We start from the raw sequence: 21,212 nt of genomic DNA, 5'->3' as shown, positions 1-21,212 counted from the left end.
CAGAAGACTCTGCAAGAAAAGAGCTAGTTGAGCTTAAAAATCAAGCAGATGCACTTATTGCTCAAACTGAGAAGTCTCTAAATGAGATGGGCGATAAGATTGAAGCTGAAGAGAAAGCAAAAATAGAGTCGGCTATAACCGAACTTAAAGATACGCTAAAAGATGAAAATGCTACAAAAGAGCAAATCGAAGAAAAAGTAAAAGCTCTAACGGAAGCGAGTCACAAAATGGCTGAGCAGATGTACAAAAAAGAGCAAGGCGATGAAGCAGGCGGTGAGGCTGATACTAAGAAGAAGAAAAATGACGAAGATGTCATTGACGCTGAAATCGAATAGTCTCTATATGGGTTTGCGCTAAGTGTGCGCAAACCAAATCTAAAAATAATTTTTTAATCTGCTTTTTTTACACAGTTCCTTCCAGAGGATTTTGCCAAATATAGCGCAACATCTGCTCTATTTACAACACTACTTATATCATCATCTCTCTTAACACTTGAGACCCCAAAGCTTGCGGTTACTTCATTGGCACCCTCTACTCTAAGCCTCTCTATATTGCTTCTTAGTTTCTCTGCAATTAAAAGAGTATTGTCTATATTTACGGCAGGCAGAAGAATAACAAACTCCTCCCCACCCCATCTACAAACCATATCTATGTTTCTCAAACTATCTTGTAATGTTTTTGAAACTTCTACTATAACCCTATCACCGACATTATGCCCATACGTATCATTTATCTTTTTAAAGTAATCTATATCAACCATAATCAGGGACATATCATTATCTCTCTCAAGCATTGTTTTATGGGATGATTCATAAAGTTTTAAAAATTTATATCTATTATAGAGGTTTGTCAGAGGGTCTCTCGATGCCATCTCCTCATACTTAATATTTTTACTTATAAGCGCGCTATTTATGTCATCTAGCTCTTTTTGGTACTCTTTTGTTAATGCTGCCCATCTTGAGTATGTAGTAGCGATAAGCTCTTTTTGCGAGACAACACCGGACATTTTGCCGTCATCATTTACAACTATTACTCTCTTGTAGTGCTTCTTTTTTAAAAACTCTATAGCCTCTTTAACAGATGAGTTCTTTCCTATTGTCTCAACAGGAGAGGACATATATCTACTAATAGGCAGATTCAAATCTTCATTTTTTTCAACAACCCTAATAACATCTTTGGTAGTAAATATACCTATGGGTTTTAAATCCTCTACAACTATTACGCTCTCAAATGAATCTTTTGCCATTTCACAAAGCAACTCTGCTGTTTTTAAATCTTTCTTTATCCACTTTGACCTTTTTCCTAGTTTTAAAAAGTCAACAAGACAGAAGTTGTCCATCAAGGTATCGGGATCTATACTGCTTATAATGTCTGTATGAGAGATTAACCCATATAGTGAACCGTCATCCTTTACCGCACACACATACTCTGTTTCAGAGTTTAAATACTCCATTGTATATAAGACTGTTTTCTCTTTATTTACTACCGGAATTACCGGCAAATTACTATCCTTTAAAGAGCTCTCAAGATTTACGCCTCTTGCTTTCATATTTAAAATATCAGTTACTCTCATTATGCGAAAAGTGTTTCCCTCAGTGACTACTATATTTCTATGCTCACTGCTAAACATCTTTTTTACAGCATCAGATATTGAGCTGTTAATTCCTATCGTAACGACCGAAGTCGTTGCTATATTTCCTACTTTTGGAAATACCATAGCTTGTCTCCCCCCCCCCTATTTTTTATACCCTATTTAATGCCTCATATATCTTTAGTGCCTGCACATGCTCTTTGACGTCATGAACACGTATTATTGAAGCTCCGTTTTTTACAGCCTCTAGATTTAGTGCTAGTGTTCCGGCCAATCTCTCCTGCGCTGATGACGGAGAAATTTTATCTATCATTGATTTTCTTGAGACACCTACAAGCAGAGGCTTGCCGAGTGTTGAAAAATGTCCTAAATGCTTTATAAGCATAAGATTGTCTTCAACAGTTTTACCAAACCCAATTCCGACATCAAGCGCTATATGTTTAACGTTTAAAAACTCTGCTCTTGCTACTCTTTGCTCAAAAAATGAGTATATATCGCTTAAGATATTTTCGTACTTTGGCTCATTTTGCATTGTTTGGGGACTCCCCTGCATATGCATAATTACTGCCATAGAGTTATTACTTGCACAAAGCTTTGAGATCTCATCATTTGCAAGCCCTGTGATATCGTTTACAATCTCAAATCCACTCTTTAGAGCACATGTTATTACCTCAGGCTCATAGCTATCTATGCTAAACTTTATCTTATTATAGAGTCTTGCTTTTTTTATAGCTTCAAGTACAGGCTTTACTCTTGCAAGCTCCTCATCCTTTCCTACATGCAAAGCATTTGGGGCGGATGAAACTACTCCAATATCTATAATGTCAGCACCATCATCTATCATCTTCTCTACAGCTTCAACAACTTCATTTGCACTAAATCTTGATTCAGGAAAGAAACTATCCTCATTTGCATTGATAATTCCCATTACCTCAACCCGCTCAGCTCTCCTAATCTTCAATATCTCTTGAAGCTTCTTTGCCACCTCTTTTAATCCAAACGGCTGCGCCAACTCTTTCTTGCTAAGTGCTAGCAGCTGTCTTGACGTGGCTATCAATATACAATCAACATGCGAGCTCATCGCAGTAACTGTTCCGCGCGGAACAGCCAAATCTGCTCCAACACTGATGGCATCTTGTTTTAAAATATTTGCCGCACCTACATGTAGGCTTCTAATATAGATGGTATGGTGTGTTGCTTTTGATGCTAAGATGGCTATGCCGCCGCTATCTACACCGAGCTTTTTTAAATATTTATGTTTATCTATACTATTTGATAAAAGTTCAATTTGCATTTTTTTCTCCCGCAAAACTCATAACTAACATTGCCAAAACACTCTGAGGTCTTGAGTTTAGCTCTAACAATCTGTAGGCTTTATCAAAATTTTGAAGCGTAAAAGAGCTCAGTGCTAGTTTTTCAATGACGGTCGCCTTATAGTACAACCCCTCTACAATCGTCTTTGCCTCACTCTTTTTTACTCTTGCGTTTGTTTTTAAAAACTCAAAAACCTCTTCATAGTTTATACGAGACAAATTAAGGTTAATCTCTGTAATTAGAGCTGTTTTTTCGCCCTTTACAATCGGCATTCTTGAGCGTACGGTAGGGAGTAGGTTTGATTTATTTGGGGATATAATTATAAGCTCTATATTTTTAGGAGGCTCTTCTAAAAGTTTTAAAAGTGCGTTTTGGGATATTGTGTTGAAACTATTCGCTCCTAGAATTATATATTTTGTCTCTGATTCACTAATATATGCCTCTGCAACAACGGCTTTTGCATGTTCAATCTTAAACTCATCTTCTATAAAACCAACAACTCTGTTTGGTTTTAGCTCATCTTTTACTCTATTAAACTCTGACTCTATATCTGTTGAAATTAGGATATAGCTCTTTTTGCTATCATGAACCGACATCTACTTCTCCAAACATAGCTGCATTTAAAGATGCGTTAAAGAGGTTATATAGTTGAAGAAGTTTTATATCTAGTTGTTTATCATAAGATTTCAGGTTAAATGCATTAATATAATCTTCATCAAAAACCCAAAAATAACTAGTATCTCTTCTCTTTGCAAGATCTGCTCTTTTATCTTCACCTTTTCCTATATACCAATAGAAGTAGTCATCTCTGTGTGCTAAAGATACCATATCCTCAATAACATCAAGCATCTCTCCGCCACTTACGTTATTATAATGTTTATACATGCTATCTATGCTAATTATAGGAAGTAGAGGGCGATCCATCTTGGTGTTGTTTAAATTATCAAGGATATATGTCTCTAGCCACCTTCTCCTCTCATCAGTTATCAAGATAATTGTTTTGCCCTCAAGTATCTGCTCAAGTGCTTGCGCAGTTGTAGTCGTCCAATCAAATCTCTGCTCTTCAAGCCAGCTAAAACAGCCGCCCTCTTCTCTTATAGCATCCAAGCTCCACTGCGCAAAATCAGACATATTTCTCATACCACTAAAACTTCGCCTCTGGCGAAAATATGGTTATACATTACTTATCTAATTCGTATGCCGCATGAAGGCTTCTAACTGCCAACTCTGCATACTTCTCATCTATAACCATAGAGACTTTTATCTCTGATGTTGAAATCATATTTATATTTATATTCTCTTTTGCCATCATTGAGAATGCTTTTGCGGCAACTCCTGTGTGAGACTTCATACCTACTCCGACTATTGAGACTTTGCAGATATTCTCATCATAAGAGACTTTATCAATTTCAGACTCTTTAACAAATGTCTCCACAACTTCCTTTGCATCATCTATATCATTTACGGGAACAGTAAAGTCTATGTTTGCTCTACCGTCATGCCCGACATTTTGAATTATCATGTCAACATTAACATTGTTGTTTGAGAGCTTAGTGAATATATCAGATGCTATTCCAGGTCTATCTTTTACACCTACTAAAGATATACGAGCTTGATTTTTATCAAGTGCGATTCCACTTACTAACGGTTTTTCCATAATATTTTCTTCCTTAGTTATTAATGTTCCCTCTTCATCTGAGAAGCTTGTTCTTGTTACTAGATTTACATTTAACTTCTTTGCCAACTCTACCGAACGATTTTGAAGCACTTTCGCACCCAAAGAGGCAAGCTCTAGCATCTCATCATACGAAATCATATCAAGCTTTTTTGCTTTTGGCTCAATTCTAGGATCTGTCGTAAATATCCCACTGACATCCGTATAAATCTCACACAAATCAGCCTTTAGCGCTCCTGCAATTGCGACTGCAGAGAGGTCGCTTCCGCCACGTCCTAATGTAGTTACGTTTCCATCTTGCGATACCCCTTGAAAACCTGCAACTACAATAATTTTTCCCTCTTTAATAGCCTCTTGCATGATAAGCGGATTAATCTCTTCGATTCTAGCTTTCGTGTGAATATTATTAGTTACAATACCGGCTTTTCTGCCTGTCATAGAGACCGCATTATGCCCCAGTTCACTAAGTGCTATTGCCAGAAGTGAAGCCGTTACTCTCTCGCCGGAGCTTAACAACATATCCATCTCAGCTTTTACAGGAGCTTTTGAGAAGTGCTCCGCATATGAGAGAAGCTTATTTGTTTCACCGCTCATAGCAGATACAACGACAATAACATCGTTTCCTGCTTTTTTTACAGCACTTACACGTTTTGCTACATTTTGAATGCGATCTAAGTCACCAACACTTGTTCCGCCGAACTTTTGAACTATCAACATCTACAACAATCCCTCTTTTTTAAAATAACTTATAACACTCTCATAAACATCTTTTTTAAAACTAGCACTCAAATTTAGAGCTTCCTCTGTTGATACAAATTTGTAATCACTAAACTCAGGCTCTTGCGTATTTATATTTATTACCGCTTCTTCTTGTAGTTTGACTAAAAAATATTTCTGCTTTTGTCCAATAAAAGGTTTCATATTCTCGGCAATTCTAGAGGGAAAATCGTAAGATATCCATTCAGGAAACTCTGCAATTATCTCTACGCTATCAGTACCTATCTCCTCTAAAAGCTCCCTAAAAAGAGCCTCCCTTACCTCTTCACCCTCATCTATACCGCCTTGGGGAAACTGCCAAACATTTTTTAAATCATTTCTATGTGCTAAAAAAATCTCTTTTTTCTGTGGATAGAAACTTGAGACTATTATCATAGCAACATTGGGACGATATAAATCTTTTTTTCTCATTATTTCACTTAGCAAGCAGCTTCAAAAGCTCTTAGTTGTTATATTGGTGCGATTATACAAAATATGCTATTAAAATAAACTAATTTACTATATGATATGCATATCCAAATCGACAAAACTACTAATAAAACAATTTTTAATATAAAGACATTATAAGCAAATATGAAAAGAATTATAAGCTCTTTATCTACGATTAACTTATATTTCGTTACAGTTATGTCAGCTTTATGACAAAATTAAGAAAAGGCAAGCAATGAAAGAGTATGTTTTAAAAAATGATGATTTTTTAGTTTCTCAAACAGATGCAAAAGGCATTATAATTTTTGCTAATGATGATTTTTGTGCAATTTCCGGTTACAGCATTGATGAACTAGTAGGAAAACCGCACAATATTGTCCGCCACAAGGATATGCCAAAAGCTGCATTTAAAGATTTATGGGATGCTATAAAAAACGATAAAATCTGGTCAGGATATGTAAAAAACAGGGCTAAAGGCGGCGGATTTTACTGGGTTTTTGCAACTGTCTACCCTATGTATGATATAACTAGAAAAGAGCAGACATACCTCTCATGTAGAAGAAAAGCATCACAACAAGAGATAGAAGAGGCCGAGGCTCTCTACAAAACATTAAGATAGGAAATTTTAAAATGAATAATAAGTTAAAAAATATAGTCATTATCGTAGCTTTTTCAACCTTAATAGGCTCACTCTTTTTGGTAGAATCAAACATAGTACATCTGTTGCTAGCAGTTATCACTATGACAATTACGTTGATATTTAACATGCAAAACAGCAGTAACGAGTCTCAGGTTTTAAACAAAAAAAGATTAGAGCTAATTGAGATGATGGAGTTTAAAAGAAATAAAATTCAAGTAGATGAAAATACAACCGATGAAGCTGAAAAAAACTTCAACAAGATAGTAACAACCTATCAAAAGTCTGTATTAGATGATACAAAAGTTGCCGGAGAGATGGTTCTGCTTACAGACAAGGTTGCTAAAGGGCACTACTCTTGCAGAATCGGTTCTGATTCAAAGACCCCGTATGTTCATGTTCTTAGAAATAGCCTTAATAATATGCTTATCGCCTCAGAGAAAAATATAGACAACGCTATAGCAACACTACAGAAGTTCTCTGAAGGCTCTTTTTCTACAAGAAGCGAAATAAATGTAGAGGCAAAAATGGCAGACTTGCTAAATAACATAAATGCTCTTGGAGAGTCTCTTGAGAGCATGGAGCAGAAAAATCAGGAGAGTCAAAAAACAATAGTTGACTCCTCAAACAGACTCAATGAAACTATTTCAACAATCACAAACACTACAATCAAAGAGCTAAAAGAGATGATAGGCAATGCAGTTGAGAGGATTCACAATATCGCTCACAAAGAGAATGATATGGTAGAGAGTCTTCAAACACTGGTTGTAAACGCAAATGAAACAAAAACAATATTGGCAACAATAGGTGATATTGCAGAGCAGACCAACCTCTTGGCGCTAAACGCTGCAATTGAAGCGGCACGAGCAGGTGAACATGGACGCGGATTTGCTGTCGTTGCAGATGAGGTTCGTAAGCTTGCAGAGAGGACTCAAAAGAGTCTCGCCGAGACCTCTGCAACTACTAATGTTTTAATTCAATCTATCTCTGATAGCTCTGATGCGCTTAACAAAAATGCAAGCGATGTCAATGATATATCAAGTGAAGTCGGTCTAATTAGCGATAAAATGGATGAAATTATAGATACCTTAAGCAATCTCTCAAAATAGAGCTCCAAAAGAGCGCTAAAGTTTATACAAGTCCGTAAAACTTTGCATCTTTTGGCTCTCCATGGTAGTAGCCTTGAAAATAGTCTACTCCGAGCTCTTTTACGCACTCAGATATCTCCTGTGAACAGACAAACTCCGCAACTGTTTTAATCTTTATATTTTTTGCAAACTCTACAAGTCCCTTGACCATAAGCCTTACCTTCTCATCACACAGCAGTTTTGTTATAAGCATGCCGTCAATTTTAATAAAATCAATATTTAGTTTTATTAAGTTTGTAAAGTTAGAGTATCCGCTTCCAAAATCATCTATTGATATTTTACACCCATGCTCTTTGATCATTGAAATAAATCTCTCTACTACTTCATAATCTTCTATCTCTTCTGTCTCAACTATTTCAAACGTAATTCTATCGCCGCCGTACTTCTGCAGTCTGTTTTTTATATACTCCTGCATACTTTGAGATTTTATATTTTCATACGTTAAGTTAATAGATATCTCCACATAAGTTTTGTCATATATATTAAAAACTTTTTGCATCATCTGTCTTGTAAAAAATTCAAAAGTTTTATCCTCTTTTGCAGTATCTAAAAAATCATTTGGTGCAATAACTCTTCCATCCGGAAGCTGAAGTCTTGCCAAAGCTTCGTACTTCATTACCGAACCGTCTCTTGTGTCTATAATGGGTTGAAAATATGGAACTATATAACCGTTATGAAGAGCATCTTTATAAACTTGATACTTATCTAGTGTCGATTTTTTCAAACGAATATATTCGGGGTTTCTATCATATATCTTGTGACTTAGTTTCGAGAGCATTGCCTCTTGAAGAGCCACATTTGCTTCATGATGGAGATGCTCTGTTCCACAAGATATTCCTGCAGTAAAATCAGACATTATCTCTGTTCCCGTGCTGCTAGAGTATGTAAAACTATCAATATTGTTAAAAATTGAAAATTTTAAAATTGAGATGTACTTATCGAAGAGTTTTCTATTTTTTACCAACAGAGCAAACTTCTGAAAATTTATGCTGTATAAAAAAACATCACTATCTTTAACAAGCTCTTTTAGACTCTGCGCTTTGTTTAAGATTATCTCCTCAACCATACTAAAACCATAGAGCTGCTTTATAGCTTCTATCTGATTTATATGCAATATTACCAACATTGCTTCGTCTTGAAGCAAAGAGATATCTCTTATTAAAGAGTCTCTATTTAGCAGACCCGTAAGCGTATCTATTCTGTTTGGGTTTAAATTAGAATCAGCTCTATCTTGAGAGCTTAAAATAGCTTTTAAGTCAGCTATAATAGAGTCTTTTTGCTTATCATCACAACTATTGTATAAATCTGATATAAGTAGCATATGGCTCTGTATTTCATTCATCTCTAAGACACAACCCTTCATCTTAAGCATAAAAATATTTTATGTTACTTTAACGCACAATTCTTTAATTTATGTTAATTAAAATGGAGTAAAGAGAAAATATAGCTATAATTCCTCCTATAGATTTGGAGAAAAATTTGCTACTTTATATACATATCCCCTTTTGTGACTCTAAATGTTACTACTGCGCATTTAACTCCTATGTAGATAAGTTTCATCTAAAGGAGCACTACATGCTCGCTCTTGAGAAACAGCTTTCATTTGAGCTAGAGAGGTTTAAAATCTCCTCAAAAGAGATAGAGTCTGTTTTTATCGGAGGCGGAACCCCATCTACCGTTGAACCAAAACTTTATGAAAAAATCTTTGAAAGTTTACGTCCATATCTAAAAGAAGATATTGAGATAACTAGTGAAGCAAATCCAAACAGTGCAACACAAGCGTGGCTTGAGGGGATGCGCAAACTCGGAGTCAATCGAATAAGCTTTGGCGTGCAGAGTTTTAATGATACAAAACTAAAACTTCTAAATCGTGCACACAGCGCTACTCAAGCAAAAGAGGCACTCTTAAATGCAAAAAAAGTTGGATTTGAAAACATCTCACTTGATCTTATATATGCAACGCTAGGCGACACAAAAGAGCTTTTAGAGAGTGATTTACAAACCGCCTTCTCCTTGCCAATAAACCATCTAAGTGCCTATGCCTTAACCATTGAAGAGGGTACACCCTTTGAGAGTAAGCCGCATATGTCAAATGAGAGATTAAAGCTTACCTCATGGTTATTTAAGGAGATTGCCGATTTTGGATTTGAGCAGTATGAGATAAGTAACTTTGGCAGATATAAGAGCACACACAATCTTGGTTACTGGAGTTACAAAGATTACATAGGCTTAGGAAGCGGGGCTGTCGGCAAACTCGGTATGCAGAGATACTATCCGACAACTGATATTGAGAACTATATTAAAAACCCACTAGATATAAAAACAGAATTTCTAGAGCAAAATGAAAAAAGAGTAGAGCAGATATTCTTAGGCTTACGCTCATCTATCGGAGTGCCTAAAAATATACTAAATCCAAATGAGATAAAAAAAGCTGAATTTTTAGTACAAGAGAGAAAGTTAATAACTAAAAATGATACTTTTTATAATAAAGAGTACCTTTTAGCAGATGAGATTGCCCTTTTTATATCATAATTTAATTATTCTTTAGATAGAATCTTCTCTTTATAATTATTTTGAGGATTTTTTATGTTTGGTATGGGTTTTACTGAGATACTTATTATTGCTGTTATGGCCATCTTATTCCTTGGTCCTGATAAACTTCCAAGCACTATGGTTGAGATAGCAAAATTTTTTAGAAATACAAAAAATACTATCAGCAACATGAAGCAATCATTTGAAGAAGAGATAAATGTTAAGAGCATGAAAGATGAGGCTTTAGCATATAAAAAAGAGCTTCAGGATGCATCAACTCAAGTAAAGAGTGCAACCGATATTAAAAAAATGGCAGCAAAACTTACAACTTTAGAGGATGACTCTTTTACGTATGAGGAGCTTTTTGACGGAGCAAAAAAAGAGCAACCCCAAGAGAACCGACAAGAGGTAACATTGGCTAAGAAGAAAAAGAGCCAAAGTGCAGATAAAATAGAAGAAGATGGCAAAAATGTTTGATGAGATAAAACCACACTTAATAGAGCTTAGAAAAAGGCTTGCTATTTCAGTAGCTTCTCTGATAGTTATGTTTTTTGTTATGTTTTACTTTCATGAGGCGCTTTTAGCGTGGATTGTTGAGCCCTTAAACGTAGCTCTGCTTGAAGTCGGCAAAAAGTCACTTCATGCGGCCGATGGAATGGTAACTACAACCCAAGTAGGCGGGGCATTCTTCGTAGCTCTAAAAGTCTCCTTTTTTGCTGCAATTCTTGGAGCTTTGCCGATTATTCTTAGCCAAATATGGGCATTTGTAGCACCGGCTCTTTATGCTAATGAAAAAAAGATGGTTATCCCTTTTATTCTTGGCGGAACTACGATGTTTACTGTTGGGGTTTTATTTGCATACTATATAGTTACCCCTTTTGGTTTTGACTTTCTTATTACTTTTGGTAGCTTCAAGTTTACTCCACTTATAAATATAGAGGCATATGTAGGCTTTTTCACAAAAATTATGTTTGGCTTTGGAATAGCATTTGAGCTTCCAGTTTTTGCCTACTTTTTAGCGCTTTTAGGAATGGTTGATGATAGGCAGATGAGAGAGTTTTTTAAGTACGCTGTTGTACTTATATTTATAATAGCAGCACTTCTTACTCCTCCCGATGTCCTAACACAGCTTCTCATGGCAGGACCTCTTGTGATACTCTATGGAGTCTCTATCTTAATTGTTAAAATGGTCAACCCTGCTCCTCCGCTTGAGGAAGAAGAGGATGATGAGGATATTAATCTACTAGATGAGATAAAAGCGATAAACAAAGATAGTGAATAACAGAGAGCTTTTAACCTCAAGCTATGACTTTACTCTTCCTAAGAAGCTCATAGCTACACATCCAACAACTCCTAGAGATAGTGCAAAACTTCTTGTCTACGATAGAGAAAAAGATAAGATTTCTCATGTTAAATTTTCTGACTTAGAGAAATTTATTCCACAAAATTGTGCACTTATATTTAATGATACTAAAGTTATAAAAGCGAGGCTTTTTGGCAAAAAAGAGAGTGGTGGAAAGATTGAGCTTCTTCTAAACAGAGCCATTAATGCTCATGACATAAATGTATATATAAGAGGAAAAGTAAAAACTGCTCTAAAGATACTTTTTACAAAAGATTTTAAAGAGGATTTAGTAGCGGAGGTAAAAGAGCTGCTAGATGATGGAAGTAGAGTAGTAAACTTTTTTAGTAACGGAAGGCTTTTACGTTTTGAAGAACTTCTTCCAATTCTAGACAAAATTGGGCATGTTCCGCTCCCTCCATATATACAAAGAGAAGATAACAGAGAGGATGAGAGCGAGTACCAGAGCGTATTTGCTAAAAAAGAGGGTGCAGTTGCAGCTCCAACCGCATCTCTTCATTTTACAAAAGAGCAGCATGAGAGAGTATGCAAAAACTTTGTTCATGCCTTTGTAACTCTGCATGTAGGAAGTGGCACGTTTAAACCGATTGAGTGCGACACCATTACAGAGCATCCTATGCACTCAGAGTATTATGCTATCTCAGATAGTGCCAAAAAAATAATAGACTCCGGTATCCCTCTTTTGAGTGTCGGAACAACCTCTACAAGGACAATAGAGTTTTATGCAAGAAGCAAGACACAAAAAGGGGAAGCAAATCTATTTTTGCATCCAAACAACAGACCGCTTAGAGTAAATCATCTGCTTACCAACTTTCATCTTCCAAAGTCAACGCTTCTTATGCTTGTCGCATCCTTTGTGGGCTTAGAGAAAACTCAAGAACTATACAAAGCGGCAATTGAGAATGAGTATAGATTCTACTCCTACGGCGACGCTATGCTTATCTTGTAAGTTCTCTCTTAATAGCTCTCAAACAAGCGTTGAATCTTAGCCATATCATGAGTGACAGAGTGAAGCGGCTTTGCATCTCTACCCCTTTTAGCCTCTTCAAACGTTACCGCGCTATTTTTATTTTTATATAGAACGCCTATAGGCATAGGAATTGTCTCAAAAGATTTTTTTACAGCTTGTTCAAAGTCACTAGCATCATAAGAGTCATCTAAAACATAGCTATTTTCACTAAACCAATCATATGTGTTTATTTTATTAAATGTCACGCAAGGCTGCAAGATGTCAACAAGTGCATAGCCCTTATATAAAAAAGCCTCTTTTAGAACCTCTTTTGCATGTTTTATATTGCCGATATTTATGCGTGAGACAAATCCTGCCTTTAAAGACAAGGCAACTGCCAAGGGATTAAACGGCTCATTTATAACTCCATCGACCTGCACACCTGTTACAAAGCCCTTCTGACTTGTAGGCGATGCCTGCCCTTTTGTTAGACCATACACCATGTTATTGTGAACTATATGAACAATATCGATATTTCTTCTTATAGTATGAATAAAGTGATTACCGCCCTCACCGTACATATCACCGTCTCCACCCTCTGCAACTACGCACAGATTTTCATTGCTGAGTTTGATACCGGTTGCAACGGGAAGTGCTCTGCCGTGAAGTACACCAAACATATTTGTATCTATATAGTAGGGAGTCTTTGCCGCCTGACCGATTCCTGAGACATTGACAAGACTATTCTTTTTTATTTCAAGCTCTTCTAAGACCTCTTTTACAAGCTTTAAAATACCAAAGTTACCACAACCAGGGCACCAAGCGACATCAACATCTCTCTTATCAAATAGATTGCTCATAATATCTCCTTAATCGACTCTTCTATCATTAGAGTTAGTTGATCTGCAAAAAAATTAAAACCGTTTGATTGTAAAATCTGATTGTAAATTTTTATATCATGAAGTCTTAATTGATTTGCAAAAGCACCATCGGCATTGTTCTCTACTACAATGATGTGAGAGAAGTTTCCAAGAACACTTAACTGCTCCTTTGAGAGCGGATAAACCCATGCAAAATGCACTTGCGCCAAATCTGGATTGTTCAAGTTTTGTAAGGCTTCTGAAATGCTGCCTTTAGTTGAGCCCCAACCGACAATTGCAATATCGCCCTCTCCATATACTTCGGGTGGGATTGCCTCTTTTATAAGTTCGTTGTTTTTTCGAGCTCTTTTTGCAACCATCCGCTCGCGCATATTGTAATCTTCCGTAATCTGTCCTCTCTCATCATGCTCATCACCTACAGAGCATATAAGCCCATCTCCAAATCCGGGAATTCCTCTTGGACTTATTCCATCTTTTGTATCCGCATATCGCTCATAGCCCTCTTGCGTCTTTACAATATATCTGCGCTGCTCGTAAGATGCAAAATCAACATCCTCTATCATAGAGATTGAATCAGCCAAGTATTGGTCACTTAGAAAAATAGCAGGAATCCCAAAACGATCAGCTAACTCAAACGCAAGATAACCGTAGTTTATGCACTCTTTTAAACAACTAGGTGCTAAAACCACGCGAGGAAACGGACCGTGTCCTGAGTAAACAGCCAAGTTTAAATCGCCCTGTTCACTTCTTGTAGGAAGTCCGGTAGCAGGTCCGGGTCTTTGAGCTAGATATATCACCGCAGGAGTCTCTGTCATGCCAGATAAACTCAAAGCCTCACCCATAAGAGCAAAACCACCGCCGGATGTTGTAGTCATAGCTCTTGCACCTGCGTACCAACCGCCAAGCACCATATGTAAGGATGCTATCTCATCTTCACTCTGCTCTACTGCTATATCAAACTCTTTTGACATAGCTGCCATAAAGTTTAGTACTCCGGTTGATGGGGACATGGGATAGGCAGTTAGCATGTTACATCCGCCTGCTAAAAAACCAAACCCTGATGCAGTTGTTCCATCCATCTGGTGGAACTTTTTCAAACCCTCTATATCAACTTTGGGTAACTTAAACTTACTCTTGTTTTCTAATTTTACACCCACTTCATAACCAAACTCCGCAACCTCTTTGTTGACTTCATCACCTTTAAAGTGTTCTGCAATACTTTGGAGTAAAAAACTTTTATCAATACTAAGTACTCCAAAAAGCATACCTGCAATATAGGTATTTGCATATTTTGCGTTACCAAACTTTTTTGCACTCTCTTTCATTGCAACTAAAATGGCGTTACCCTCGCCAAATGCTTCATCTGCGAAGATTAATGTATCTTTATGACATCTGCCCTGCATGTGCTTTAAAGCAAGCGCATCTAAAGCGATGGATATGTCAACACTCCAACATGGTGCTTCTATGGGAGTGTCTGAAATTCTAATTAGTGTAGTATTGCTTCCGCCTCTTACCCGAGACATAAACTCTTTTGTTGAATAAACATAAAAGCCGCTCTTTTTAAATGCGTTGTTAAGTATGCTCTCTAGTGTGGCAATACCCATTCCTGCCGCACCGCCTATTAAGATAGATATGCTCCCGTTGTATCGCTTAACTTGCTCTACTGTCATGTTAATATCCTTTGGCTAACTAGGTTACTATAATGACACTATCTGAAAAAAAATTATATATAGATAATAATGCTATATTAATAAATAACTTTAACTTATAAAACAGATTGCTATATAAAACTATTAACTACTAAAGAACTTGAATCTTTGCATTTTTTATAGTGATTTTCCCTCCCAACTCATACTCAAAAACCTTAGCGGAAAATTTTGCTATAGCTTCATCATAAGTTGGATTTGTTTTACAATACTCTAAAAACTCATCTTTTATAATACTCTCTTGCTTTAAATCTCCAAACCTTGCAACAAACTCATCTACATCATATATAGCTTTTGCAAGCCCTTTGTTTAGAAGCTTATTTGTACCTTCGCTCTCCCCAATCCTATGCGGTAACACATATATCTCTTTTTTCATCTTCAAAGCATCTTGCACGCTTCTCATGGTTCCCGAATTTATATCTGCATAGGTTACAATTAAGATATCTCCCAAAGCAACAAGCAGCTCGTTACGAAGAGGAAAGTTATATTTATAAGATGGTACATTTGCTTGAAATTGACTTAGAACTAATCCCTCTTTTTCTATATCTTCAATTATATTTTTATTTATTGCCGGATATCTCTTATCAAGCCCTGTTCCTGCAACCATTATTGTGTTGTTTGCTCCGGCGGCTTTATGACATATAGCATCCACGCCGATAGCACCTCCGCTGACTATACAGACTCCCGCTTGTGACAATTTAGATGCAATCTCATGTGTTAACTCTCTTGCATATTGATTTGGTTTACGACTGCCTACTATGGAGATTTTTGGTCTTTTTAGTAGCTCTGTGGCTCCTATATAAAATATCTCTTTTGGATATCTCTTCATGGCATCAAGCTCTGTAATATGAAAATTTATTGTTTCAATCATTTTTTGCCAATAATTACACTCTGTTAAAATCTACTCATCCACGTAGAGCTTATCTACTAAAACTAACTCTATATCTGCAAAAAGTTTCTTTGATTCATTGATGGCTAATATAGTGTTTGAGTGTGGATGCCCTATAGCAATTGCGCTTCCATGCGCTTTTGCATATTCGACTGCCTGTTTTATCTGCCCTTTAACATACTCTTTATCAAACTCATGATCTAAAAAAACATCTCTAGAGATGTACTTTTTTTTATAGTTTTTCATTACTGCCGGAACTTTTGTCGAAGCGATTGTTCTGCTATCTATAAAGTTTATGCTCTGCTTCTCAAGTGCATATATAAGCCGCTTTACAGCATTTTCATCAGATGTAAACTTACTGCCGGTATGATTGTTTATATGTTTTACTTTAGGAAAAAGCTTTTTTATATCAGCAATTCTTTGTGTAATTATCTCTTGAGAGTCACTCACTTTTAGAGTAAAAGGCTCCTCTTTTGTAAAGTTTTTTGCTTCCATTGGAAGATGAACCATATAAAAACTCTCTTTAGATGCCAAAACATGAGAGTTTGGTCTATACTTGCTCGGCGGCAAAAAGGACATTGTAATTGGCAGGTTAAGACTTTTTATAGCATTTACATGCGATTTTACGCTTACATCATCTATAATAATCGCTAATTTTGGTTTTATAGAGCTCTTAGTTACCTCTCTCTTTGGCGGGCTTGGAAGAAGTTCGCCTTCAATCTCATGAGAAGCGTCTTCATACTCACCCGCTCTCTTTTTTTTCAACACCTCTTTGAGTCTCTCGTTAATATCTGCCTCTTTTGTTTTAAGAGTTGCATCTTCTAGTTTTTTAAGCATAGAGGCTCTCTTTTGCTCTTTTGCCTTCTCTTTTTTTATTACATCTTTTTCTGCACTCTCATACCCTATATAGTAACCAGCTATAAACGAACCTAAAGTAGCTGCTACAAGGGCTAAAATCCAAACTATATTTATTAAAGTTTTTGGCTGCTTTTTAGAACTTGTTTTTTTTCTTCTTGGCATATCTTCTCCGTTAATTACTGAATAAAACTATATCCTAAAAAATTAAAATAGAAATAATATATTTCAAATTGACATATTCAAACTCAAAATAGTTCTAAATAGTAAAGCATTGTTTTTTTTAAGTATAATTTTTGTATAATCCCGCGTTCCTTTCTCTTTGTATCGATTTTTATTTTCGATATATACACATCCGAAGGGGAAACAATAGTCTTACACTAATTTTAAGTGATAGACAAAATACCAAAGGGAGATTATACTCTATGAGAAATTACGAAAACTTAGTAATCGTAAAACCGACATTAACAGCAGAAGAGATACAAGCTAGCATCAACGCTATCGAAGAGACTATCACTTCTAACGGTGGCGAAATTGCTGCTAGAGATACAATGGGTATGAGAAAGTTAGCATACCAAATTGATAAAAATGAGCGTGGTTATTTCCATGTTATCTATTATTCAGCTGCTCCATCAGCAATTAGTGAAATTGAGAGACGTTTTCGTATCAATGAAGAGCTTCTTCGTTTTGTAACTATCAAGTATGATACAAACCGTGAAGTAGCAGCTTGGAATCAGTTAGTTCAAAAAGCTAATAAAAAAACCTCTTTACCGGAAGCAGAAGCTAAAGCAGAAACTGTTGAAGCAGCTACAGAAGAAGTGGCTGAAGCTGCAGCAGAGTAATTGGCTAAAGCCTAAACAAAGAAGGAAAATTCATGTATAACAAAGTTATTTTGGTTGGAAACCTAACAAGGGATATTGAACTTAGATACTCTCAAGGCGGAATGGCAATAGCAAACACTGCAATTGCAACGAGCCGTAAATTTACCGTTAACGGTGAAAAGAGAGAGGAAGTATGTTTTGTAGATATTACATTTTTTGCAAGAAGTGCAGAGATTGCCAACCAATATCTTCGTAAAGGGAGTAAAATCCTAGTAGAGGGTAGACTTAACTTTGATCAATGGGTAGATCAAAACGGACAGAAACGCTCTAAGCACTCTGTTGTTGTAGAGACTATGCAGATGCTAGACTCAAAAGGTGATAACCAAAGCAGTGGCGGCAATCCTGCCGGACAGGGTCAAGCTTCAGAGCAAGGCGGGTATTCTCAACAGAAGCCTCAAAGCTATCAAAAACCAGCTACCTCGCAACAACCTTATTCACAAAATAAGCAGATGCCACAAAGCAGTTCTATTCCAGAGATCGATATTGATGAAGATGAAATTCCGTTTTAGAAATAATATATAACAAAAGGAAATACCATGGCAGAAAGAAGAAAGTATAAAAAAAGATACTGTAAGTACTGTGAAGCAAAAGTTGACTTCATGGATTATAAAGATGTAGGAGCACTTCGCTTCTCTCTTTCAGAAAGATATAAAATCATGCCTCGCCGTCTAACAGGTAACTGTAAACGCCACCAAGATATGATCTCAACAGTTATAAAAAGAGCTAGAGCTGCGGCATTAGTTCCATATACCGTAACTCGTAAAGCAGTTGTAACTGCACCATTTGAGAACCTAAAATAGGTTCTTTGGTGCTTTTGCACCACTTTTTATAAAAATGCTCTCCTTAAAAAACAACTCACACTTAATTTAGGAATATTTTTTGCTACACAAAGAGTAAAAAGTAGTAAAATGCGCTATATCCTAACAATTATCCTACTAACCTCTTTTATTTATGCAAAAACAGCAGATTTTTCAATTATAATAGATGAAAAATTTAACAACGCCCTAGTTGACGTAACAGAAGATTACGACCGCTCAATTAGCGCAGTTGGATTTATCAAAGAGTATAAACAGAGCCGCTCTCAAAGCTCTAAAACCTATACAAACGCTTTTGATTACCTCTCATCTCTATCTAATGTTCACGGCTCACAGATACACCTTGTAAAAATAGATAATCATGCAGATATAACACTTAGAGAGTCCATTAATCTAGCAAGTTTCAGCGAAGCCGTCACTATCTTAAAAACTCCTCAAAATGGCTACTTAATAGGTGGTCAAACTCTTGATGGCTCATTATTGATTCTAAAGTTAGGCTCTGATGGAAGTAAAATATTTCTTAAGAAATTTGGGACTCCCATGAGTGATAAAATAAGCAAAATTATTATATTGCGCGATGGAGGAGTTTTAGCAATTGGCTCATCTGCGACTTCAAGAGCCTATAGCCAAAATATCTTTGAAAACGGTCTTGGCCTAAATGATATATATCTAGCAAGATTTTCTGATAACGGCACAATGCTTTGGAGTAAAAAATATGGCTCAAATTATGATGATTACGGTATTGATGCCACAGAGGCAGATGATGGCTCAATCATAGTTCTTGGTAAAAAAAGTATAGATACAAAAGTAGGAGCAGTTCTCTTAAGAGTAACGGAGCTTGGCGATAAGATTTGGCTTAGAGAGATTGTGGATGATAAGGTTATAACTCCGCACAGAGTTATAAAATCAAGAGAAAATAATTTTATTGTGTCACTCTCACAAAAAGATGAGATGAATAAGGAGCAGATTAGACTCCTTAGGGTTGATTTAGCGAAAAATATTTTACAAGACAAAACAGTTTACACAACTTACTCTAGCGCTTTAAAAGATATAAAAGAGTTTGCAGATGGCAAGATTGCAGGGGTTGGCTATGTTCAAGACCTATATGATACTGATGGGCTTGCCATGCTGCTTAATAGTAAATTCTCTATGCTCTCTCAAGAGCATTACGGCTCCAATGAGTATGACTCCCTAAGTGCTCTTAGCATACTTCATAACTCTCAAATTGCTGCTGTTGGGGTACATACCAACAAGGAGTCTCAAGAGACCAATATGTGGCTGGTAAAACTAAACAGAGATCTCTCTATGGCACAAATATCAGATAAATCAACAAACTTTTACACTCAACTTACGGAGTTGTTTAAGGATGAGATTAAAGCAGATAAGATAATTATAAAAGAGGATTTATCAATAAGTTTTAATGATAGAAATCTCTACTTTAAGGTTGGCGAATATATATTAACAAAAGAGCAAAAGAAGTTCTTAAAGCTCTTTGGAGATAAACTCTTAGCGTTTTTATACAAAAACAAAGAGCAGATTAAAACATTGGAGATTAACGGGCACACTTCAAGCGAATGGGGAACTGATGACTTCTCAAGCAGTTACATTAACAATGAACGCTTATCTATGAACCGCTCATTTGCAACACTTAGCTATATATTTAAAAATCAAGATGAAAAAACAAAAAGGTGGTTAGCCCAAGTGCTAAAGGGGAGCGGTCTTAGTTTTTCTAAAAAAGTCATGTTAAATGAAGTTGAGGACAAGGAGAAATCAAGAAGAATCTCGTTTAAGGCTCTTCTCTTATCTGAAAACTAATCAAGCTCTTGAGTATTTACCTCTCTAAACTCTAATCTAACTTTATCTTGTTTTAGTTTTTTATATAGCTTATATTTTGCATTTTCGAGCTCTTCATCACTATATGAAAATTCACTCTTTATCTCCTCATCGCTTATAGACGCGCTATCCATAGCAAAAAGCTTCAACTCTTTTTTCGTAAGCTTTGCCTTAAGCACCGCGTAGAGAGCTTTGTCATCTTCTATAATATCTACAAGATTTAATCTGCAAAATTTAGAGAGCATCTCCCTAAAATTGTTCTCACTGTTATACTGTCTCCAGACACTGTTTTTTAGCATTAAATCTTCCCTAATATCTGTGTTAAGTCTTTTGTATCGACTACTATATTTGCTTCTTTGCGTAAAATCTCTCTTGCGCAAAAAGCGACTCTTGTTCCTGCATGTGCAAACATAGAGAGGTCGTTTGCTCCATCTCCACAGACTAAAGTTTCAGCTTCACTAACTCCTAGCAGACCCTGCAGACGAATGAGCATATCCCCTTTTGAGTAGTTAAACATCATATCTCCTCCGACAAGACCCGTAAGTATCTGGTTTTTATGATGCAGTACATTTGAGAAATCTGCATCATATCCTAAAATATTTTTTGCATATCCGGTTGCATTTCTAAACCCGCCGCTAAAACAGACCACTTTCATACCTTGGCTCTTTAGCTCCGCAATAGTCTCTTTGGCTCCCTTCATGTAAGGCAGATTTTGACTAATCCTCTCTACCACGCTATACTCTAACCCTTTTAAAAGTCCGACTCTCTGCTGTAGTGATTCAAAAAAATCAAGCTCACCGCTCATAGCAGCCTCTGTTATTTTACTTACCTGTTCACCAAGTCCTAGTTCTTCTGCAAAAAAATCTATCGTCTCGCCGTCCATCAGCGTAGAGTCAAAGTCAAAAACAGCTAGTTTTAGCATATATTCTTCTCTCTT

24 protein-coding genes are annotated in these 21,212 nt (G+C 36.4%); 11 read left to right on the top strand and 13 right to left on the bottom strand.

Annotated features, from left to right (window positions below):
• A partial coding sequence (locus M0Q20_RS05450; protein ID WP_295059159.1) for an Hsp70 family protein occupies nt 1–335 on the top strand: 335 nt, incomplete at its 5' end.
• Nucleotides 336–388: 53 nt separating this feature from the next.
• Here M0Q20_RS05450 and M0Q20_RS05445 read toward each other — a convergent pair.
• The 6 genes from M0Q20_RS05445 to M0Q20_RS05420 are packed head-to-tail and all read right to left on the bottom strand — an operon-like array spanning nt 389 to nt 5,768.
• Complete coding sequence (locus M0Q20_RS05445; protein ID WP_295059158.1) at nt 389–1,717, bottom strand: GGDEF domain-containing protein; 1,329 nt, start codon at nt 1,715–1,717, stop codon at nt 389–391.
• A 25-nt stretch (nt 1,718–1,742) separates the two neighbouring features.
• Nucleotides 1,743–2,885, bottom strand: a complete 1,143-nt coding sequence (folP, locus tag M0Q20_RS05440; RefSeq protein ID WP_295059157.1) for a dihydropteroate synthase — start codon at nt 2,883–2,885, stop codon at nt 1,743–1,745.
• Nucleotides 2,875–3,501, bottom strand: coding sequence for a DNA polymerase III subunit delta' (locus M0Q20_RS05435; RefSeq protein WP_295059156.1), 627 nt, complete (start codon nt 3,499–3,501; stop codon nt 2,875–2,877). Before M0Q20_RS05435 ends, folP begins: the two co-directional genes overlap by 11 nt.
• Nucleotides 3,488–4,045, bottom strand: coding sequence for a HobA family DNA replication regulator (locus tag M0Q20_RS05430; RefSeq protein WP_295059155.1), 558 nt, complete (start codon nt 4,043–4,045; stop codon nt 3,488–3,490). The genes M0Q20_RS05435 and M0Q20_RS05430 overlap by 14 nt, the downstream gene beginning before the upstream one ends.
• Nucleotides 4,046–4,085: 40 nt before the next feature.
• Nucleotides 4,086–5,297: an aspartate kinase gene (locus M0Q20_RS05425; protein ID WP_295059154.1), complete on the bottom strand. Its 1,212-nt coding sequence runs from the start codon at nt 5,295–5,297 to the stop codon at nt 4,086–4,088.
• Nucleotides 5,298–5,768, bottom strand: a complete 471-nt coding sequence (locus M0Q20_RS05420) for an RNA pyrophosphohydrolase (RefSeq protein ID WP_295059153.1) — start codon at nt 5,766–5,768, stop codon at nt 5,298–5,300. It abuts the gene before it with no gap.
• A gap of 253 nt (nt 5,769–6,021) precedes the next feature.
• On the opposite strand from M0Q20_RS05420, the gene M0Q20_RS05415 reads away from it, so the two are divergent.
• A complete protein-coding gene (locus M0Q20_RS05415) occupies nt 6,022–6,405 on the top strand; it encodes a PAS domain-containing protein (RefSeq protein ID WP_295059152.1) in 384 nt (127 codons plus the stop codon).
• A gap of 11 nt (nt 6,406–6,416) precedes the next feature.
• Nucleotides 6,417–7,532, top strand: a complete 1,116-nt coding sequence (locus M0Q20_RS05410; protein WP_295059151.1) for a methyl-accepting chemotaxis protein — start codon at nt 6,417–6,419, stop codon at nt 7,530–7,532.
• A gap of 22 nt (nt 7,533–7,554) precedes the next feature.
• Here M0Q20_RS05410 and M0Q20_RS05405 read toward each other — a convergent pair whose 3' ends face one another.
• On the bottom strand, nt 7,555–8,913 hold the full coding sequence (locus M0Q20_RS05405) for an EAL domain-containing protein (RefSeq protein WP_295059150.1): 1,359 nt from the start codon (nt 8,911–8,913) through the stop codon (nt 7,555–7,557).
• A 137-nt stretch (nt 8,914–9,050) separates the two neighbouring features.
• Between M0Q20_RS05405 and hemW the strand changes: the two genes are divergently transcribed.
• Genes hemW through queA form a run of 4 tightly spaced genes read left to right on the top strand, consistent with a single transcriptional unit; the run spans nt 9,051 to nt 12,415 of the window.
• Entirely contained in the window at nt 9,051–10,103 is a 1,053-nt protein-coding gene (gene hemW / locus M0Q20_RS05400) for a radical SAM family heme chaperone HemW (protein WP_295059149.1), read from the top strand.
• A gap of 54 nt (nt 10,104–10,157) precedes the next feature.
• Nucleotides 10,158–10,580 (top strand): Sec-independent protein translocase protein TatB, encoded by a 423-nt coding sequence (tatB, locus tag M0Q20_RS05395; RefSeq protein ID WP_295059148.1) that lies wholly within the window; start codon nt 10,158–10,160, stop codon nt 10,578–10,580.
• The gene (tatC, locus tag M0Q20_RS05390; protein ID WP_295059160.1) at nt 10,573–11,385 is read left to right on the top strand and encodes a twin-arginine translocase subunit TatC; all 813 of its coding nucleotides are present in this window, start codon (nt 10,573–10,575) and stop codon (nt 11,383–11,385) included. Before tatB ends, tatC begins: the two co-directional genes overlap by 8 nt.
• Nucleotides 11,378–12,415: a tRNA preQ1(34) S-adenosylmethionine ribosyltransferase-isomerase QueA gene (queA, locus tag M0Q20_RS05385; RefSeq protein ID WP_295059147.1), complete on the top strand. Its 1,038-nt coding sequence runs from the start codon at nt 11,378–11,380 to the stop codon at nt 12,413–12,415. Before tatC ends, queA begins: the two co-directional genes overlap by 8 nt.
• Nucleotides 12,416–12,423: 8 nt before the next feature.
• Here queA and M0Q20_RS05380 read toward each other — a convergent pair whose 3' ends face one another.
• The 4 genes from M0Q20_RS05380 to M0Q20_RS05365 form a co-directional block, all read right to left on the bottom strand.
• A complete protein-coding gene (locus M0Q20_RS05380) occupies nt 12,424–13,275 on the bottom strand; it encodes a thiamine pyrophosphate-dependent enzyme (RefSeq protein ID WP_295059146.1) in 852 nt (283 codons plus the stop codon).
• Entirely contained in the window at nt 13,272–14,966 is a 1,695-nt protein-coding gene (locus M0Q20_RS05375) for a 2-oxoacid:acceptor oxidoreductase subunit alpha (protein ID WP_295059145.1), read from the bottom strand. The genes M0Q20_RS05380 and M0Q20_RS05375 overlap by 4 nt, the downstream gene beginning before the upstream one ends.
• A gap of 130 nt (nt 14,967–15,096) precedes the next feature.
• A complete protein-coding gene (locus M0Q20_RS05370; RefSeq protein WP_295059144.1) occupies nt 15,097–15,873 on the bottom strand; it encodes a DNA-processing protein DprA in 777 nt (258 codons plus the stop codon).
• Between the two features lie 30 nt (nt 15,874–15,903).
• A complete protein-coding gene (locus M0Q20_RS05365; protein WP_295059143.1) occupies nt 15,904–16,911 on the bottom strand; it encodes a divergent polysaccharide deacetylase family protein in 1,008 nt (335 codons plus the stop codon).
• A 260-nt stretch (nt 16,912–17,171) separates the two neighbouring features.
• Here M0Q20_RS05365 and rpsF point away from each other — a divergent pair, with 260 nt between their 5' ends.
• The 4 genes from rpsF (at nt 17,172) to M0Q20_RS05345 (ending at nt 20,257) form a co-directional block, all read left to right on the top strand.
• A complete protein-coding gene (rpsF, locus tag M0Q20_RS05360; RefSeq protein ID WP_295059142.1) occupies nt 17,172–17,588 on the top strand; it encodes a 30S ribosomal protein S6 in 417 nt (138 codons plus the stop codon).
• A 32-nt stretch (nt 17,589–17,620) separates the two neighbouring features.
• Nucleotides 17,621–18,136: a single-stranded DNA-binding protein gene (locus M0Q20_RS05355; RefSeq protein ID WP_295059141.1), complete on the top strand. Its 516-nt coding sequence runs from the start codon at nt 17,621–17,623 to the stop codon at nt 18,134–18,136.
• Between the two features lie 27 nt (nt 18,137–18,163).
• The gene (gene rpsR / locus M0Q20_RS05350; protein ID WP_295059140.1) at nt 18,164–18,427 is read left to right on the top strand and encodes a 30S ribosomal protein S18; all 264 of its coding nucleotides are present in this window, start codon (nt 18,164–18,166) and stop codon (nt 18,425–18,427) included.
• 108 nt (nt 18,428–18,535) lie between these two features.
• Complete coding sequence (locus tag M0Q20_RS05345) at nt 18,536–20,257, top strand: OmpA family protein (RefSeq protein ID WP_295059139.1); 1,722 nt, start codon at nt 18,536–18,538, stop codon at nt 20,255–20,257.
• Here M0Q20_RS05345 and M0Q20_RS05340 read toward each other — a convergent pair.
• Together M0Q20_RS05340 and serB are read right to left on the bottom strand one after the other, a co-directional pair.
• Nucleotides 20,254–20,574, bottom strand: a complete 321-nt coding sequence (locus M0Q20_RS05340) for a hypothetical protein (RefSeq protein ID WP_295059138.1) — start codon at nt 20,572–20,574, stop codon at nt 20,254–20,256. The genes M0Q20_RS05345 and M0Q20_RS05340 overlap by 4 nt on opposite strands.
• A complete protein-coding gene (gene serB, locus M0Q20_RS05335; protein ID WP_295059137.1) occupies nt 20,574–21,197 on the bottom strand; it encodes a phosphoserine phosphatase SerB in 624 nt (207 codons plus the stop codon). The genes M0Q20_RS05340 and serB overlap by 1 nt, the downstream gene beginning before the upstream one ends.
• Between the last annotated feature and the right edge of the window lie 15 nt (nt 21,198–21,212).

Source organism: Sulfurimonas sp. (genome assembly GCF_023229025.1).
Classification (GTDB): Bacteria; Campylobacterota; Campylobacteria; order Campylobacterales; family Sulfurimonadaceae; genus Sulfurimonas.
Note: the sequence above shows the minus strand (reverse complement) of the source record. Positions and strands in the feature narration are given on the sequence as shown.